Raw genomic sequence first — 19,385 nt, 5'->3', positions numbered from 1 at the left:
GGGAGTTTTAAATATGAAAAAACTAGAAATGTTGTATGAAGGAAAAGCTAAGAAGGTTTTTAAAACTGATGACGAGATGAAATATATTGTTGAATATAAAGATGATGCAACAGCTTTTAATGGTGTGAAAAAAGGAACTATTGTAGGCAAAGGTGTTGTAAATAATAAAATGTCTGCATTGTTATTTAAAATGTTAGAAGAAATGAAAGTACCTACACATTTTATAGAATTACTAAATGACAGAGAAATGTTAGTTAAAGCTGTAGAAATACTTCCACTAGAAGTAATAGTTAGAAATGTAGCAGCAGGTTCCTTAGCAAAGAGATTAGGTTTAGAAGAAGGTACAAAAATGAAATCTACAGTACTAGAATTTTGCTACAAAGATGATGATTTAGGAGATCCAATGATCAACGAGTATCATATAAGTGCTATTGAATTAGCAACTCAGGAACAGGTTGACATGATTAAAACATATGCTTTTAGAGTTAATGAAGTATTATGTGAATACTTTAATCAAAAAGGAATGAATCTTATAGATTTCAAATTAGAATTTGGTTTACATCAAGGCAAACTTGTATTAGCGGATGAAATATCTCCTGATACATGTAGATTATGGGATATTCAAACTAACAAGAAGCTTGATAAGGATAGATTTAGAAGAGATTTAGGGGATGTGGAAGAAGCTTATATAGAAGTTTTGAATAGATTGAGTTAGGCTGAGAACCTTGCATAAGTTGCTGTAGAAAGAAACCCTGCATGTCTCCTATAGACATAATGGTTGCTATCTGTGACTAGAAAGTTTTTGGATGCTTAGTTATGTGGTTAATGGTTTAAATGCATTACTAAGCTCGTGACATAATATAGTGAGAACCATGCATGAATCTTTTAAGGCTTCGTAATGTATGTGTTTTTTAGGATTGAAAAATTAGAGGAAAAACACGTGCATTAAGGCGTTATTAAAAGAAACTCTGCATGGTTCCTAGAGACTTAATGGTAGGTTGGTTTTAAGCTAGAGAGTGAATGCTTAGATATGACGGTTAATGGTGGAAAAATATATTTTAAAAAGTTTACGATATTTCGTGTTCTAGATGGTATCAGAGAGTTATGAGAGGAGGTAATAAGTTGGAAGATAAATTACATGAAGAATGTGGCGTTGTTGGTGTTTATTCTGAGGAAAAAACTGATATAGCTAATCTTTTATACTATGGGCTATATGCTTTGCAACATAGAGGACAAGAAAGTGCTGGTATAGCTGTTAGTAATAATAATCAAATAGAATATTACAAAGACATGGGTCTAGTACCTGAGGTATTTAATGATGACATTATACAAAAACTAAATGGAAAAATAGGTATAGGTCATGTACGATATTCTACTACAGGAGAAAGTTATATAGAAAATGCACAACCATTGGTTGTTAAATATAAAAAAGGTGACATAGCTTTAGCACATAACGGTAATTTAGTTAATGCTCAGGCAATTAGAGATATGCTTGAAGATTCAGGTGTAGTATTCCAAACATCAATAGATACAGAAGTTATTGCAAATCTGCTTGCTAGACATCATAAAAGTAATATCGAAGAGTCACTTAGAAAAGTCATGGAAGTAGTAAAAGGTTCATTTGCATTAGTAATGATGACAGATAACAAGCTTATTGGTGTTAGAGATACACATGGATTAAGACCTCTTTGTATAGGTAAAATTAGTGGAGGTTATGTTTTAGCTTCTGAGAGTTGTGTTTTAGATACTATTGGAGCTGAATATATGAGAGATGTAGAACCTGGTGAAATAATAATTATAGATGAAAATGGATTACAAAGTTTTAAGAGTGATAAATGGTGTAGAAAGAACTTATGCATATTTGAGCTTATATATTTTGCAAGACCAGATAGTACGATAGATGGTATTAATATGTATTTGTTTAGAAGTGAAACAGGCAAAATATTAGCTCAAGAGTCGCCTGTTGAAGCAGATGTTGTAATATCAGTACCTGATTCAGGCACTCCTGCAGCAATAGGTTTTGCTGAAGAATCAGGTATTCCATTTGGTATAGGGTTGATAAAAAACAAATATATAGGCAGAACATTTATACAGCCTAACCAAGAAATGAGAGAACAAGGAGTTAAAATAAAGCTTAATGTATTAAAGCATAATGTAGAAGGTAAAAGGGTAGTTATGGTGGATGATTCTATAGTGAGAGGGACTACCAGCAAGAGACTTGTAGAGATGTTAAAAAAAGCAGGAGCTAAAGAGGTTCATGTGAGAGTTAGTTCACCTCCAGTAGCTTATTCATGTCATTTTGGAATAGATACACCTTATAGGAATCAGTTAATAGGTGCAAATAAATCTATTGAAGAAATAAGAGAATTAATAGGTGCTGATTCATTAGCATATTTATCAATAGCAGGTTTGTCTAAAGCAGGAGGTAATAAAGGTTTTTGCAAAGCATGTTTTGATGGAGACTATCCAATGGAAGTACCTTTAGAAGGAAATAATAAGAAAGAACAATTAAAGTAAGTTGAAAGGAGGTATTAATATGAGTTTAACTTATAAATCTTCTGGTGTTGATGTCAAAGCCGGATATGAATCAGTAAAGCTTATGAAAAAAAGTGTTATGAAGACTTTTAGTAAAAATGTAATATCAGATTTAGGAGGATTTGGTGGATTATTTGCAATAGATAAAGACAAATATGAAGAACCAGTCTTAGTTTCTGGAACAGATGGAGTTGGAACAAAATTAAAGATTGCTTTTATGATGGATAAGCATGATACCATAGGAGAAGATTGTGTAGCAATGTGTGCAAATGATATTCTGTGTCAAGGTGCAAAACCTCTGTTTTTCCTAGATTATATAGCAACTGGTAAGTTAAAGCCAACAGTAGTATCTGATATTGTAGAGGGAGTAGCTAACGGATGTTTAAAATGTGGTGCTTCATTAATAGGTGGAGAAACTGCTGAAATGCCTGGATTTTATAGTGATGGAGAATATGATGTAGCGGGATTTTGTGTTGGAATAGTAGATAAAAAGAATATAATAAATGGTTTTGATATAGAAGCTGGAGATGTTATTATCGGTTTACCTTCATCTGGGCTTCATAGTAATGGTTTTTCCTTAGTTAGAAAAGTACTATTTGATGTTAATAAAACAGATATAAATAAACGATTTGATAATCTTGAAACTACTATAGGAGAAGAGATATTAAAGCCAACAAGAATATACTATGAACCAGTATTTAAATTAATAGAGAAATTTAACATAAAGGGAATTAGTCATATAACAGGAGGAGGATTCTATGAGAATATACCAAGGATGCTTCCTGAAAATTGCATGGCAAATATTAATACAAGAGTTATAGATACACCACCTATATTTGATATTATTAGAGAGTTAGGAGATATAGAACTAGATGAAATGTATAGAACTTTTAATATGGGTGTAGGTATGGTTATGGCTGTGCCATCAAATGAAGTAGAGGAAATCATAGACTATCTAAAAGAAATTAATGAAAAAGTATATTTATTAGGTGAAGTCGTAAACGGCAAAGATGGTGTCAAGCTATGTCACAAATAAAAATAGGTGTATTGATATCTGGTGGAGGAACTAATTTACAATCAATTATAGATGCAGTAAATAATGGTCAAATAAATGCATCAATTGAGGTTGTAATATCCAATAAATCTAACGCTTATGGACTTGAAAGAGCTAAAAAAAATGATATAGATGCTTTGTTTATAAATAGCAAAGAATATAAGGACATAACAGAATTTAATGATGAAATCATAAAACAACTAAAACTTAGAGATGTTGATTTAGTAGTTCTTGCAGGTTATCTTAAAATATTAACCCCTGAGTTTATAAGTGAATATAAAAACAGGATAATAAATATACACCCTTCTTTAATACCAAGTTTTTGTGGTGGTGGATATTATGGAGAGCGTGTTCATAATGCTGTTTTAGAAAAGGGTGTAAAAGTAACAGGAGCTACAGTACATTTTGTTGATGAAGGAACTGATACAGGACCGATTATATTACAAGACGTGGTAAAAATAGATGATGATGAAAGTTTAGATTCATTAAAGAAAAAGGTTTTAAATATAGAACATAAAATACTAGTTAAAGCTATAAAGCTGTATTGTGATGATAAGTTAATTATTAAAAACAATAAAGCAATAATGAAAGGTTAATACAGGAGGTATGAATTATGAGAAGAGCGTTGATAAGTGTTTTTGACAAAACTGGTATAGTAGATTTTTCTAAAGAGCTTGTAAAATTAGGTTGGGAGATTATATCAACTGGGGGAACATCAAGAGTTTTAAAGGAAGCAGGGCTTGATGTAATTGATATTTCAGAGATTACTCAATTCCCAGAGTGCTTTGATGGTAGAGTTAAGACATTGCATCCAAGAATACATGGTGGCTTATTAGCAATAAGGGACAATAATTCACATGTAGAAAAAATGGAGGAACTAAATATAAATGCAATAGATTTAGTTGTAAATAACTTGTATCCATTTAAGCAAACAGTATTAAAGCAAGGAGTGACTCATGAAGAAGTTATAGAAAATATAGATATTGGAGGCCCTTCTATGCTTAGGGCAGCAGCTAAAAACTATAAATTTGTTACAGTTGCTGTAGATCCTGAAGATTATAATATGATATTAGATGAATTTAGAGCAGATGGTAATACAACATTAGAAATCAGAGAGAAATTAGCTGCTAAAGTATTTCAGCATACTAGTAACTACGATACATTAATATCAGATTATTTTAATGAGAAACTGGATATAATTTTACCAGAAACAATTACATTAAGTTATGAGAAAAAGCAAGAATTAAGATATGGAGAAAATCCGCATCAAAAAGCAGCATTTTATGCTCAAATTACAGGCACAGAAGGCACCCTTGTAAGGGCTCAGCAGCTTCATGGTAAAGAGTTATCCTTTAATAATATCAACGATACAAATGGTGCAATAGAGATATTAAAAGAATTTGATGAACCAACAGTGGTAGCTGTTAAACATGCAAACCCTTGTGGCATTGGTAGTGCTAATAATATTCATGAAGCTTATAAAAAGGCATATGAAGGCGATAAAATATCTATATATGGTGGAATAGTAGTTGCAAACGGTAAAATAGAAGAAGATACTGCAAAATTAATAAATGAAATTTTCGTTGAAGTTTTAGTTGCTCCAGAGTATAGTAAAGAAGCTTTAGAAGTGTTAACTTCTAAAAAGAATATTAGAATATTAAAGCTTGATGATATAAAGAAAAATGATTATAAAACTTATGATGTAAAGAAAGTACTTGGAGGATTATTAGTACAGGAGAAAGATAATAAATTATTAGATGGTGAATTGAAAGTTGTTACAAAAGTTAAACCTTCTGAGAGTGAACTTGAAGATTTACTATTTGCATGGAAAACTGTTAAAAACACAAAATCAAATGGTATTGTTTTAGCCAAAGATAAAGGCACTATAGGAGTAGGACCGGGGCAAGTTAGTAGGATCTGGGCTTTAGAAAATGCTATTAAGCAGTCTGAAGGAAAAACAAATGGTGCAGTAATGGCATCAGATGCTTTCTTCCCATTTCCTGATTGTGTCGAAGCTGCTGCTAAAGCAGGTATAACTGCTATAATACAACCAGGGGGTTCTGTTAGAGACGAAAAGTCTATTAAAGCTTGTGATAAACTAGGCATTGCTATGGTTTTCACAAATATGCGACATTTTAAGCATTAATATACTAAATCCAGAATATTCATAGAAAATTATACAGCATACTATGTTAAGTTATATGAATAATGCGGGTTAAATATTAAATTAATGACGAAATATAAGAAATATTAATTTTTGGTATGACATATTTCCAGGGAAATGACAATACTTTACATTTTATTATAGCAAGTAATTTTATAGCTGAAGAGGTGTAGAAAAATGAAGATATTAGTTATTGGAAGCGGAGCAAGAGAACATACGTTAGTATGGAAATTAAGTAAAAGTCCTAAGGTCAGTGAGATCTATTGTGCGCCGGGGAATGCAGGGATAGAAAAGCTTGCTACATGTGTAGATATTGAAGCTGATAACATTAGGGAACTTTGTAGCTTTGCAAAAGAAAACACAATTGATTTAACAGTGGTAGGACCAGAGGCACCATTAGTAGAGGGTATAGTTGATTTATTTAATCAAAATAATCTTAAAATTTTTGGTCCAAACAAGAAAGCATCACAGCTTGAAGGAAGCAAAATATTTGCAAAAGATTTTATGAAAAAACATGATATGCCAACTGCCAAATATTCTGTTTTTAATGACGAAATAAGCGCTTTAAAAGCACTTGATGATTTCCAGTTACCATTAGTCATTAAAGCAGATGGATTAGCTGCTGGCAAAGGTGTAGTGATATGTGAAGACAGAAATACTGCTGTTAGAACTATACAGTCTATGATTAAAGATAAGAAATTTGGCAGTGCAGGAAGTAATATTGTTATAGAAGAATATTTAGAAGGCATTGAAATATCACTATTATGCTTTGTAAATGGTAAAGAAGTTATACCTATGGAAAGTGCTAGAGATTATAAAAAGGTGTATGATGATGATAAAGGACCAAATACAGGAGGTATGGGTTGCTTTTCGCCAAATCCAATACTTACAGACAGTCTTTACAAAGATATAAATGAAAAAGTATTAAAGAGGTTTATAAGCGGTCTTAAAGCAGACAATATTGATTTTAAGGGAGTAATTTTTATTGGACTGATGATAACTAAAAGAGGACCAATGGTATTAGAATTTAATGTTAGATTTGGTGATCCCGAGACAGAAGTTGTACTTCCTAGATTGGATAGTGATTTGGTAGATGTTTTATTAAAAACTATAGATGGAACTTTAAAGCCTGAAGATTTAAAATGGTCAGATAAAAAAAGTGTCTGTGTCATATTAGCTTCAGGTGGCTACCCTGTACAATACGAAAAAAACAAAGAAATTAAAGGTCTTGATGATGTTAAAGATGTAATAGTTTTTCATGGCGGAACTAAATTGTATGATAATAAAACTTTAACAAATGGCGGAAGAGTATTAGCTGTTACAGCAATTGAAGATACTATTAAAGAAGCTAGAGGAAAAGTCTATCAAGAAATTAAGAACATATATTTTGAAGACATGTATTTAAGAAAAGATATAGCAAAAAATATATGAAACTTATAAAAAAGTCTATTCAATTTGAATAGACTTTTTTGATAATAAAATCATTAAATTGGATAAACATATTGTGATAAATAATAACAATATTCATAAATAAACTCTAAGTGCAAGAATATTAATTTTTTTTAACACTGCATTGCACTACAATAATTAACAAATTTCGACATTCATTTTATATTATTCATATTTTTAAATTCTTCATTTAGTTCTTCACTACAAAATTTCATTGAATCAATCATGTCAGTACCATTCTGTAATTTCCAAGGGAAGACTAAAGCATTCATTTGATTTTCTATTATTGGATATTTATATTTATTATAAGAATCAATAATAATATCATACCCATTTGTCGCTTTTTGGTTTTTTAAATTATTTTTATCTTTCATAAACTCCTCCAAAAATAGTTGAATATAAAGTTATATAGTGATAAATTATTAATATAAAAAAATGTCTTACTATTATAAACATAGTATGAGCAATAATGAGTTTTAATATTAAACCCAGTTTATTCTAAAAAGTTAAAAATAATCAGGGTTAAAGAATTTAATATAGATTGTATGGAGGTGCTTTTATGGTATATCAGTCTAAAATAAAAGATAAAATGGTTGACGAATTATTTGAAGCAATACTAATACTAAAGGACGAAGAAGAATGTTATAAATTTTTTGATGACATTTGTACGGTGAATGAATTGAAATCGATTGCACAAAGACTATATGTAGCTAAATTGTTAAGAATGAACAAAACTTATAATTATATTGAAAAAGAGACCGGTGCAAGTACAGCTACGATAAGCAGAGTTAGTAGATGTTTAAATTATGGAGCAGATGGATATAGGTTGATTTTAGATAGATTAGGTATTGAAGAAGAGTATTAAAGAAAACAAACCAAATATTAAATAAATTAGCTTGTTTTAGTGTTTTTGGATATAATAATAGGATTACTAAAACTTATGTGAAAACGTTTGCCTAGTCGTTTTATCTATCTCTTACAGTTTTTATTTTGAAAGTAACTTTAAAATCAAAGGGCGACTCGAAAAAATATTTTGAGTCGCCCTTTAATTCTTTATATATTTATTAATTTTTTTTTGAACCAAAGCAATCTATTACAGGTACAACAAACATAAATCCTACGCCTTGCCTATGGAAATTATCTAATTTTTCATTAATTCTGTTCACTGCGGTGTCTAATAAATCTTTATCTTTTATGACACTGACTATGGTTTTATTATATGGTTTATTTCCATCTATTAGCTTTCTTATGCTAGAGAAAAACGGTACACTAACATTGTGTTCTAACAAAACTTTTCCCATTCCAATACTGTCAAAAGAAGTTGCTCCTACATTTAATTCATAAAAGATTTCAAGAATATCATCTAACATATAAACATCATTTAAAATAAGAAAAAGTGCATACATATTATTCACAAAACATCTCCTCCTCTTGTAATGTAATATAGCCTCAGATTATTCATAAAAAATTAAATAATATGAGCAGAAAACTAAATCATTCACAATATAACAACTAGTGTAAAATTAAATTTCATTGTTCTTAATTAAGAGTTTTACATTAAAGAACAGTGAAGTAATCTGCTTAAAAAAATAACATACCATTCAACGTAATATGAATATCAGCGATAAATTTATAAATTAACTTCATCAGCTCTAATTATAGCACTTTTTGTAGCAATTGGACCAATTATTTCTGTAATTATTGTAGTAGCTAGTAAAATTGTTATAACTACTTGTCCTAAATTGGATGAAGAAAAATCGTTGCTAACAGATATTGCTAAACCTATAGCTACACCAACTTGCGATAACAAACCTAAACCTATGTTTTTAGTAACAACTTTTGGAGATTTAGATATGATACCTCCTATAGAAGCTCCAGCAACTTTTCCTATTATTCTAAATACTAAATATGCTATACCAATAACACCAATATGAGGAAGAAGGCTTACATCTAATCTAGAGCCAGCTAAAATAAAAAACAATGTTATTATAGGTGGAGAGAAATTATCTACTATAGAGAAAGCTTTTCTACTATTGCTAGATACATTTGACACCATAACTCCCATTGCCATTGAACAAAGAAGTGCTGATAGATCAAATTTTTGCGCTATACCAGAAATCAATAATATTATACTTAGTATAAATGCTAATAATTCTGCTTCAGTTTTTGCTTTTTTAATAAGGTAGGCCATTAAAATACCACATATAGCTCCAGCAATTAACGAAAAAGAAATTTCCATTAATGGGTGAATAGCTACCTTGTAAAAAGTTATTGTTTGGTGTTTTATAAATACTTTTGCAATAGCTGACGCTACTGCATAAATCATCAAGCATATTGCGTCATCTACAGCCACAACTCCTAATAGAGTACTAGTAAGTGGTCCTTTTGCTTTGTACTGTCTTATAACCATTACAGTAGCCGCTGGTGCTGTTGCAGAAGATACTGCTCCTAATATTATGGCTGTAGATATGTCTAATTTCATTAGAAGCATTACACCGGTTACTAGTATAAAAGCACCGAAAGCTTCACAAACAGCAATTATAAAAATAGATTTTCCTAATTTTTTTAGAGTAGAAACTTTAAGTTCACTACCAATATTAAATGCTATTATACTTAAAGCTATATTACTTAAAAAAGATAAATTTTCAATCATATTGCTATCTATTATTTTTAAACCTGATATTCCTGTAATCAAACCAGCTATTATATAACCGGCAACAGCGGGTATTTTAAGCATATTCATAAGTTGTCCCATGAAAATACCAATTAATAATGATAGTCCAATGCATAAAAATGAATTCATTTATACCACCTCTTTTGTTTTTTTACCGTTAATTTAAATAATAAAAATAACGCACATCTATCAAAATAATAAACACTTAGTTATTCTAAGTGTTTATCATACTAACTGTAGGTGCGTCTTAAAAATAATAGTTTTTGAAACTAAGTTATATAGTACTCCTATATATCTAATATGTAAAATTTAATATAGCTCAATTATCAATAATTATAGGTCATATAATTTGATTTAGACAAAATATATGACAATAACGAAGTTATCCATTGTTTTTCAAGCTTTAAAAAACAAATCATAAAAACTAACGATTCAAACTCTCATTTGTAAAATTGTTCAAAATAGTTTTTTAGATTCTAGATGACAAAATCTTGAAATATATTACTGCTATAAGTGTTATATTTTATCAAAATAGTTTACTATATATTTGTTTCTTCATTTAATTTATTGATAGCTTTTCCAACAGCTTTTGAAGCAGTAATTTGAACCTTAGAAAGGTCATTTAATGTATCGCTTTCAGCGTTAATTTTCTTTATTTCGTCTGAAAGTTTAACGAGTATAGTGTTTATTTCTTTTGCAAAACTTTCACTATCATTTGCTAGTTTTTGGATTTCTTTTGCAACAACGCTAAAGCCCCTACCTTTTTCGCCTGCACGTGCAGCCTCAATGTTTGCATTTAATCCAAGTATTTTAATTTGTTGAGCAATTTTATTAACATATTGAGTTATTTTATCTGTATCATCTATGTATCTATTTGATATTTCAACTGTGCTTATTAAATGATTGCTTACGTTACTCACATTATTTACCGAAGTAGTTATTTCAGATAGTTGATTTTGTATACTGGAAGTTGCTTCACTAACTTTTTTCATCTGTGCATTAAGTTTATTTAACGTTTGTATATCATTTTCAACCATTTTCATAATAAGAAATGCACTACTAGAGCTTATGATTTTACAGGATGCACCAAAATTATCATGTATTTCTTGTTCGACTGATTCGACGCCAGTTGCTTCAATTATAATGTCAACATTAGGACCATCTATATCATTTATATTTGTTGAATGAGCAATATTTAGTTCCTTTGCACATTTAAATCCAGGTGCATTTGAATTCTTATCGATAATAATAGAAATATTCAAATCATCTAACTTGGAAAGAGATTGTAATATAGAACAACCACCTTTACCTCCTCCAACTATTGCAATATTCATATATATTCCCCCTAATAAATTAATCATATATAAAAAGTATCATATTATATTGTTAAATGCTATAAATTTTTCGAAATTGTTAAGCAAATTTTTATTTTTAAAGCAAAAGGTAATGATAAATAAAATATTATTGGTATTTGCTATAAATTGAACCTATTAAAAAAGCATATAATAGTTATAAAAATCCAAAGAAATATATGTATAGTACGTGATAAAAGTTTATACAAAATATATTTATAATACTTATAAAATTCAGATTATTTTTAATACATTAAAATACTAAAATAAATATCTAAAATACTATATACAAGATATAAAAAATAAGTTATTATATCTTTGAATACAAATTAAGAATGAATAAATTCATAGTATTTAACCCTGATTATTCATATAATTTTGAATGATATGCTATATAAAATTGAACTATGAGCAGAGGACCTAAATTTTTAATTTAGTGCGAATCGCTTACTCATTCTTGGAATGAGTTTTTGATTTGTCGCTTATTCATTTGAAGAATGAGGTTCATTTAGAAAAAGCATACAATCTTCTATGAATAATCTGGAATTAATAATACATGAAAGAATATACTTAATAAAATATAATTATTTAAAAATACCCTAAAACATAATAATGTATAAAGAAACGAGGATATTAAAAATGACAGAAAAAGAGAAGAAGACTTTATTAAGAATAGCATTATATGCAGGAGAAATCATACTTAAAAATGGTGGAGAGACATATAGAAGTGAAGAAACTATAAATCTAATATGTAAATCTAGAAATATGGAACATGTGAATTCATTTGTGACTCCTACTGGTTTATTTATATCTGATGACAGACTAGATGGAATTAGTTTTATAAAAAGAGTTACAAATAGAACTATAAATTTGGACAAGATATCAAAAGTAAATAATTTTTCTAGAAAATTTGTTGCAGGTGAAATAAACCAAGATGATGCAATAAAGATTTTAGATGAAATTAATGAAGAAAAGAAATATCCTAATATAACAAAGATGGTTTTTACAGGTTTCGCAGCAGCTTTTTTTTCATTGCTTTATGGAGCAGATATAATAGATTTTATAGTATCTTTTATAGTAGGTATGATGGGAATACTTATAAATTGGAAAATTGAAGGAGTAAGTAAAACTAATTTTATAGCAAACATTATAAGCGGAGCTTCAATTGCAGGCTTAGTATTAATAGCGAAAAGATTAAATATTGTAAGTAACATTGATATGATAATAGTTGGAGCAATAATGCCTCTTGTGCCTGGATTAGCATTAACTAATGGTCTAAGAGATTTTATATCAGGGGATTTGGTAGCTGGAGTTACTAGAGTTGCAGAAGCTTTGATGATAGCTATATCGATAGCGGTTGGCGTTGGTACGATTCTTAAGTTGTCTGTATATATATTGGGAGGTGTGGTTTAATGACCTTCTTCAAAGAATTTATATTTTCAGTTTTTGCTACTGTAGGTTTTTCTATACTTTTCAATGTACCTAAGAAATCAATTTTTTATGCAGGTATTACAGGTGGCATAGGATGGGTAATATATAGTTATTATAGTGAATTATTCAATACAACATTTGCATCGTTTGTTGCTTCTGTACTGATTGGTATATTAGGAGAATTGTTTGCAAGAATTGATAAAAAACCTGTTACTATATTTGTTATACCAGGAATTGTTCCAATAGTACCAGGGTATGGAACGTATCTGTCTATGGTCAATTTAATTAATGGAAATTATTATCAAGCTTTAGATGTTGGAATAGAGACAATTTCCATGGCAGGTGCTATTTCTATGGGAATAATAATAGTTGCTTCGATATCTAAAATATTAAAGAAAAATCAATTTACAGATTCAAGATAAAAAGTCACTTTTAAATAGTGATTTTTTTAGTTTATATTTATTTGATATCAAGGATAGTTACTAAAAAATATAATAAAGTGTTCTTTAAAACAAAATCAAAATCCTATATAATGTAAATATTGAACTGTGTCAGGTATATTATGATGGAGTTTTTATAACTTCTTAATTAAGAAAGGGGTATTTGTTAATGAAAAAAGGGGATTTTTTATGGCTTTTAGCATTAGTAGGATTTATATTAATTATGGTATTGCCAGCAACTCATGAGATATTTGTAGCACTTACTACCAAACATGCGTATATTGGTGGATTCGTAAAATTTTCAATACTTTCAACAATGGGAGAATTGTTGGCTATAAGAATTACAACGGGAGATTGGAAAATTCCGCGTGGAGTGATATATAGGGCGCTAATTTGGGGATTTTTAGGTATGATTATAGTTTTAATGTTTGCTTTATTTACAACAGGAGTACAAGGGAATATAGTAAAAGGAATGTTACCTGGTGGAGAGTCGAAGTTCATATTTGCATTCATGGTAAGTACTATTATGAATCTAACATTTGCACCAACTATGATGGCTTTTCATCGAATAACTGATACATTTATTGACTTAAAATATGAAAAAAAAGGGAAAGTCACATTAAATGATGTAGTATCAAAAGTAGATTGGAATGGATTTGTTTCCTTTGTTATACTTAAAACTATACCATTTTTCTGGATTCCAGCACACACAATAACATTTTTACTTCCACCTGAATACAGAATTTTAGTTGCTGCAAGTCTTTCAATAGCTCTTGGTGGTATATTAGCGTTTAGTAAGAAAAAGGTAAGGATTGTGAAAAATTGACGGGAATATGCAACCTATAGACGATATATTCATGTCTATAGGTTTTTTTAAGCAGAGAATCCAAATTTTAATTTGGTGTAAATCGCTTACTGCTAGGAGAGAATTGAGTAGGAGTTTCATTAAGCAGAGAACCCAAATTTTAATTTGGAGTGAATCGCTTACTGCTAGGAGGGAATTGAGTAGGAGTTTCATTAAGCAGAGAACCTAAATTTTAATTTGGAGTGAATCGTTTACTGCTAGGAGAGAATCGAGTAGGAGTTTCATTATAATAGTATAATGTGAAAAAATAATTATCTATAAGCAGGGATTAAAATAAGAAATATTTACTTGATAAAACATAAAATTTATCATTAATTCTAAGCTATAGTTATGATATACTTATTTGAGAAAGTAACAAAGAGTTAGGAAGGAGAATCATAATGGATTGTTTAAAAGGTCTAAATAATAAACAAATTGAAGCAGTGACTAAAACAGAGGGTCCTGTGTTAGTGCTCGCAGGGGCCGGTTCGGGAAAAACTAGAGTTTTGACACATAAAATAGCATATTTGATAAAAGAAAAAAAAGTACGACCCAGTAATATTCTAGCCTTGACCTTTACAAATAAAGCTGCTACTGAGATGAAAGACAGAATTGAGAGATTGTTGGACATGGATACACGTAGTTTGTGGGCAGGCACTTTCCATTCTATATGTGTTCGAATATTGAGAAGAGATATTGAGAGATTAGGCTATAATACAAACTTTGTAATATTTGATTCTTCTGATCAAAAAACCGTAGTTAACAACTGTATAAAAGAGATGAATTTAAATCCTAAGCACTATGAAGTGAAGGCAATGATTAGTTTTATTAGTAACCAGAAAAATCAACTTATCAGCCCTGATAAATACATTAATGATTTTTATAGTGATTTTAGAGAAAGACAAAAAGGTGAATTATACGCATTATATCAAAAAAAATTAAAGTCAAATAATGCTCTTGATTTTGATGATTTAATTATTAAAACTATAGAACTATTCTCAAATAATGAAGATATTTTAAGCTATTATCAAGAAAAATTTAAATATATTTTAGTAGATGAATATCAGGATACTAATGGTGCTCAGTATGAGTTAATAAGGTTATTAGGGCAGAAAAATAAAAATGTATGTGTAGTTGGTGATGCAGATCAGTCGATTTACGGTTGGAGAGGTGCTGATATTACAAATATACTTGAATTTGAAAAGGAATATCCTAATACTGTTTTGATAAAACTTGAACAAAATTATAGATCTACAAAAAACATATTAGCAGCAGCTAATTGCGTTATAGAGAATAATTTAAATAGAAAGAAAAAAGACTTGTGGACTGAAGCAGAAGAAGGAAAATCTTTATGCAAATATAATGCTGAAAGTGAAATTGAAGAAGCTTATTTTGTGACAGACAGAATACAAAATATTAGTGATATTGAAGGTTATGATTTTAATGATTTTTGTATATTATATAGAACAAACGCTCAGTCTCGTGTACTTGAAGAAGCGTTAATAAAAAGAGATATTCCATATAAAATCATAGGAGGATTGAAATTTTACGATAGAAAAGAAATTAAAGACATAGTGGCTTATCTAAGGCTTATTCAGAATCCATTAGATAATGTAAGTTTTAGAAGAATAGTTAATACTCCTAAAAGAGGGATAGGGTTAAAAACCATAGAAAAGGTTCAAAATTTTTGTCAAATAACAGGTGAAAGATTGTATAGTGCTATATTGGATGCTGAGGATATTCCAGGATTATCAAAAGGTGTTGCTACCAAGTTACAAAATTTCTCGCTGTTAATTGGTAAATTTATAGCTATGAAAGAAATAATGGGAGTAAAAGAGTTGATAGAAACCATAATAAATGATATAGGATATATCAAAGAACTTCAAGAACAACAGACCTTAGAAGCAGAAAGCAGAATAGAAAATATAAAAGAATTTATATCAGTAGCTGTAAATTATGAACAAAAAAATGAAGAGCCTTCATTAGAAGATTTTTTAGCAAGCATATCATTATTGTCAGATGTAGATAAAACCGATGAAACTATGCAAAATACCGTTTCGTTAATGACGATTCATAGTGCTAAGGGTTTAGAGTTTCCTATAGTGTTTATGACTGGTATGGAAGAGAGTGTATTTCCATTATCAAGAGCGATGTTTGAAGAAGATGAACTAGAAGAGGAAAGAAGACTATGCTATGTAGGAATTACAAGAGCTGAAAAACAACTATTTTTAACCCATACAGATAGAAGAATGTTATATGGTAAAAGTCAATATAATTCAGTATCGAGATTTATAAATGAAATTCCAAAAGATTTAATTGAAGAATACATGGGTAATGCGGCTAAGATGAGAAAAACTAAAAGAGAAAATATGCAAAAAAAAGAAAATAAACTATTTAGAGGGCATATTTATAAACCTCAACCATTACAACCGGTTAATACCGTAAGTAATAGTACGAAGCTCTGCGTGGGAACAAAAGTTAAACACAGTTCGTGGGGCATAGGAACGGTTGTTCAAGTAAAAGGTGAAGGAGAAAAAACTGAAGTCATGGTAGCTTTTGAAAATAAGGGTGTAAAAAAACTTATGCTTTCCTTTGCCCCGATAGAAATAATTTAACCCTGATCATTCGTATAACTTTGAATAATACGCTGTAAGCTTCTGAATTATGAGCAGAGAACCTAAATTTTAATCTAGTGCAAAGCGCTTATTCAGACGAAATAATGAGTCTGAGGTACATTTAAATTAGATATTATGTATATCGAGAATTTAATGTACATCTTCTAATCAGAAGTCTTAATAATGAATCTCCTACTCAGTGTCTTCATAAGAGTAAGTGAAGATATGTAACTCCTACTCATTCTTCCTAGGAGTAAGCGATTCACATAAAATCAGAGATTTTAGTTCTCTGCTTAAAGTCATAGAATTTAGTTCACTGCTCATAATTTTCTATGAATAATCTGGGTTTAATAAAAGAGGGAGGTTAGGAATATTAATAAGTTAGATAGAATAAATGAATTAGTTAAAGAATTAAATGAATTGAGTTATCATTATTACACATTAGATAATCCAAAGGTTAGTGATAAAGAATATGACGCGTTATATGATGAACTAACAGAATTAGAGAAAGAAACAGGTCATATAATGGTTAATTCTCCTACTGGGAGAATAGGAGGTCAAGTACTTGAAAAATTTGAAAAACATAGACATTTATCGCCTCTTTGGAGCTTAGGTAAGAGCAAAAGCTATAATGAGCTTAGAGATTGGGATAATAGGGTAAATAAGCTTATAAATCAATATAATATGGCTAATGAAGATAAACTTCCTCGTCCCAAATATGTAATGGAATACAAATTTGACGGATTGACCGTTAATTTAACATATAAAGATGGGATACTTTCTCAAGGAGCAACTAGAGGTAATGGTGTAATAGGTGAAGCTATATTACCTCAAATTAAAACGATAAAATCAATTCCGTTAAATATTGATTTTAAAGGCACTATAGAAGTAAGAGGTGAAGGGGTAATGCCTCTATCGGTGTTAGATGCTTATAACCAAACAGCAGATGAACCCTTAAAGAATGCTAGAAACGCAGCAGCAGGTGCTTTAAGGAATCTAAATCCGAGTGTAACAGCCAAAAGAAAATTAAGTGTATTTTTTTATAATGTTGGACATATTGAAGGTAAAGAATTTTCAACACATCTTGAAATGATAGATTTTTTAAGAAAAAACAGATTACCAATCAGTGATTATATTAAAGAGTTTGACAATATTGAAGATGTAATATTAGAAATCGAAAATGTAAAAGATGAAAGAAAAAAACTAGATATATTAACTGATGGATTAGTTATTAAAATTAATGATATGAAGACAAGAGAAGTTCTTGGTTATACACAAAAATTTCCTAGATGGGCAATAGCTTATAAGTTCAAGGCTGAAGAAGTAACTACAAAACTTCTAGATATTAATTGGAATGTTGGTAGAACAGGAAAAGTGACGCCAACAGCTTTATTAGAGCCAGTTGACATAGGAGGAGTTACAGTAAAGAGAGCTACACTAAATAATTGGGATGATATACAACGCAAAAAAGTTAAGCTTGGGTCACGTGTATGGATTAGAAGATCTAACGATGTTATTCCTGAAATAATGGGAATAGTTGAAGAAAATGAAGAAGACATAAAAAAAATAGAAAAGCCAGAAGAGTGCCCATCATGTGGGAGTGAATTAGTTCAAGAAGGGGTTCATATATTCTGTCCAAATTCACTTTCATGCAAACCTCAACTCATATCAAGACTAGTTCATTTTGCAAGCAGAGATGCTATGAATATTGAAGGTTTTAGTGAAAAAACAGCAAAACAATTATTCGAAGAATTACATTTAAAAGATATACCACAATTATATGAATTACAATTAGAAGATTTAGTGAATTTAGAACGTTTTGGAGAAAAAAAAGCCCAGAATTTAGTTAATGCTATAGAAAAAAGCAAAGATTGTTCATTAGATGCTTTTATTTATTCATTAGGAATACCAAATGTAGGTAAAAAGACTGCTAGCGATTTGGCGGCATACTATAAGACATTAGATAACATAAAAAAAGCTACTTACGAAGAGCTAATATCAATAAATGATATTGGAGATAAGGTGGCGAACAGCATACTAGAATTTTTTAGCGATGAAAAAATAATCAATAATATTAATAAATTGTTACAATTAGGAGTAGAGCCGAAGCATGAAGAACTACAAAAAAGTCAAGATTCAATATTTTCAGGTAAGACAATAGTTGTTACAGGAACACTCGAAGGTATATCAAGGCAAGAAATTAAAAATATTGTAACAAAATTAGGTGGAAAAGTAACTGGGAGCGTAAGTAAAAAAACAGACTATGTCATAGTAGGAGACAATCCTGGTTCCAAATTTGATAAAGCAGAACAGCTAGGCATTAAAATCATCAACTTTGATGACTTTATTGGGATAATGAGAAATATAGATAGAAAATGATATAAAAATGAGCTTGCAAGATAAATTATCTTCAAGCTTGTTTTTTTGTATTAACCATTTTATCATATTATTTACAGCAAACAAAGTTAAAAATTGCTAATAAATAAACTAAAAAGTTAAAAATTACAAATATTTAATATTATTTTTTTAGAAACTCTGTATTTACCCACCTATAAATACAGTATTTTTTAATGCCTTGGAATGTATTACGAAAAATTAATACTTTTTTAAAATTTATTTCATTGTAAATTAGTTGTAAATAAAGTATTCTAATGTAAAGATGTATTTAAATATAACATTTTATAGGAGATGTATTATGTGGTAGTTGTATTATGTGAAATTTATGGTATTATTCGTAAATAAAAATAGTTTCGGTATTAAATATACAGTTGAAATATCTAATTCTCGTATTATTTATACTTATTTTATTTAATGCATACAGTCACAT

General features: G+C 29.5%; 16 protein-coding genes. 12 read left to right on the top strand and 4 right to left on the bottom strand.

Going from position 1 to position 19,385, the window contains the following annotated elements; genetic code table 11:
• Positions 1 to 13: 13 nt before the first annotated feature.
• From purC to purD, 6 genes are all read left to right on the top strand, one after another.
• Positions 14 to 715: a phosphoribosylaminoimidazolesuccinocarboxamide synthase gene (purC, locus tag AYC61_RS17315; RefSeq protein ID WP_066505695.1), complete on the top strand. Its 702-nt coding sequence runs from the start codon at positions 14 to 16 to the stop codon at positions 713 to 715.
• A 407-nt stretch (positions 716 to 1,122) separates the two neighbouring features.
• Positions 1,123 to 2,517 carry an amidophosphoribosyltransferase gene (gene purF / locus AYC61_RS17310; RefSeq protein WP_242866830.1) on the top strand — a complete coding sequence of 465 codons (1,395 nt, stop codon included), beginning with the start codon at positions 1,123 to 1,125 and terminating at the stop codon, positions 2,515 to 2,517.
• Positions 2,518 to 2,536: 19 nt separating this feature from the next.
• Entirely contained in the window at positions 2,537 to 3,571 is a 1,035-nt protein-coding gene (gene purM / locus AYC61_RS17305; RefSeq protein ID WP_066505691.1) for a phosphoribosylformylglycinamidine cyclo-ligase, read from the top strand.
• Complete coding sequence (purN, locus tag AYC61_RS17300; protein ID WP_066505688.1) at positions 3,559 to 4,185, top strand: phosphoribosylglycinamide formyltransferase; 627 nt, start codon at positions 3,559 to 3,561, stop codon at positions 4,183 to 4,185. Before purM ends, purN begins: the two co-directional genes overlap by 13 nt.
• Positions 4,186 to 4,202: 17 nt before the next feature.
• Positions 4,203 to 5,735, top strand: a complete 1,533-nt coding sequence (purH, locus tag AYC61_RS17295; protein WP_420806817.1) for a bifunctional phosphoribosylaminoimidazolecarboxamide formyltransferase/IMP cyclohydrolase — start codon at positions 4,203 to 4,205, stop codon at positions 5,733 to 5,735.
• Between the two features lie 195 nt (positions 5,736 to 5,930).
• Positions 5,931 to 7,184 (top strand): phosphoribosylamine--glycine ligase, encoded by a 1,254-nt coding sequence (gene purD, locus AYC61_RS17290; protein WP_066505681.1) that lies wholly within the window; start codon positions 5,931 to 5,933, stop codon positions 7,182 to 7,184.
• 173 nt (positions 7,185 to 7,357) lie between these two features.
• On the opposite strand, the gene AYC61_RS17285 is transcribed toward purD, so the two are convergent.
• Entirely contained in the window at positions 7,358 to 7,576 is a 219-nt protein-coding gene (locus tag AYC61_RS17285) for a hypothetical protein (RefSeq protein ID WP_066505680.1), read from the bottom strand.
• 185 nt (positions 7,577 to 7,761) lie between these two features.
• Between AYC61_RS17285 and AYC61_RS17280 the strand changes: the two genes are divergently transcribed.
• Entirely contained in the window at positions 7,762 to 8,067 is a 306-nt protein-coding gene (locus AYC61_RS17280; RefSeq protein WP_066505679.1) for a YerC/YecD family TrpR-related protein, read from the top strand.
• Between the two features lie 199 nt (positions 8,068 to 8,266).
• Here AYC61_RS17280 and AYC61_RS17275 read toward each other — a convergent pair whose 3' ends face one another.
• From AYC61_RS17275 to AYC61_RS17265, 3 genes are all read right to left on the bottom strand, one after another.
• Positions 8,267 to 8,608, bottom strand: a complete 342-nt coding sequence (locus tag AYC61_RS17275) for a hypothetical protein (protein ID WP_066506437.1) — start codon at positions 8,606 to 8,608, stop codon at positions 8,267 to 8,269.
• 224 nt (positions 8,609 to 8,832) lie between these two features.
• Positions 8,833 to 10,005, bottom strand: a complete 1,173-nt coding sequence (locus AYC61_RS17270; RefSeq protein ID WP_066505677.1) for a cation:proton antiporter — start codon at positions 10,003 to 10,005, stop codon at positions 8,833 to 8,835.
• Positions 10,006 to 10,415: 410 nt separating this feature from the next.
• The gene (locus AYC61_RS17265; protein WP_066505676.1) at positions 10,416 to 11,210 is read right to left on the bottom strand and encodes a methyl-accepting chemotaxis protein; all 795 of its coding nucleotides are present in this window, start codon (positions 11,208 to 11,210) and stop codon (positions 10,416 to 10,418) included.
• Between the two features lie 657 nt (positions 11,211 to 11,867).
• On the opposite strand from AYC61_RS17265, the gene AYC61_RS17260 reads away from it, so the two are divergent.
• From AYC61_RS17260 to ligA, 5 genes are all read left to right on the top strand, one after another.
• Entirely contained in the window at positions 11,868 to 12,641 is a 774-nt protein-coding gene (locus AYC61_RS17260; protein ID WP_066505675.1) for a threonine/serine exporter family protein, read from the top strand.
• Positions 12,641 to 13,081, top strand: coding sequence for a threonine/serine exporter family protein (locus AYC61_RS17255; RefSeq protein ID WP_066505674.1), 441 nt, complete (start codon positions 12,641 to 12,643; stop codon positions 13,079 to 13,081). The genes AYC61_RS17260 and AYC61_RS17255 overlap by 1 nt, the downstream gene beginning before the upstream one ends.
• Before the next feature lie 187 nt (positions 13,082 to 13,268).
• Positions 13,269 to 13,925 (top strand): hypothetical protein, encoded by a 657-nt coding sequence (locus AYC61_RS17250; RefSeq protein WP_066505673.1) that lies wholly within the window; start codon positions 13,269 to 13,271, stop codon positions 13,923 to 13,925.
• Positions 13,926 to 14,344: 419 nt separating this feature from the next.
• Positions 14,345 to 16,558: a DNA helicase PcrA gene (gene pcrA / locus AYC61_RS17245; RefSeq protein ID WP_066505664.1), complete on the top strand. Its 2,214-nt coding sequence runs from the start codon at positions 14,345 to 14,347 to the stop codon at positions 16,556 to 16,558.
• Between the two features lie 372 nt (positions 16,559 to 16,930).
• On the top strand, positions 16,931 to 18,937 hold the full coding sequence (ligA, locus tag AYC61_RS17240) for an NAD-dependent DNA ligase LigA (protein WP_066505662.1): 2,007 nt from the start codon (positions 16,931 to 16,933) through the stop codon (positions 18,935 to 18,937).
• Positions 18,938 to 19,385 lie beyond the last annotated feature (448 nt).

This window comes from Abyssisolibacter fermentans (assembly GCF_001559865.1).
In the GTDB taxonomy this organism is placed as follows: Bacteria; Bacillota; Clostridia; order Tissierellales; family MCWD3; genus Abyssisolibacter; species Abyssisolibacter fermentans.
The sequence above is the reverse complement of the archived record's forward strand: the minus strand, read 5'-3'. Positions and strand labels throughout refer to the sequence as shown.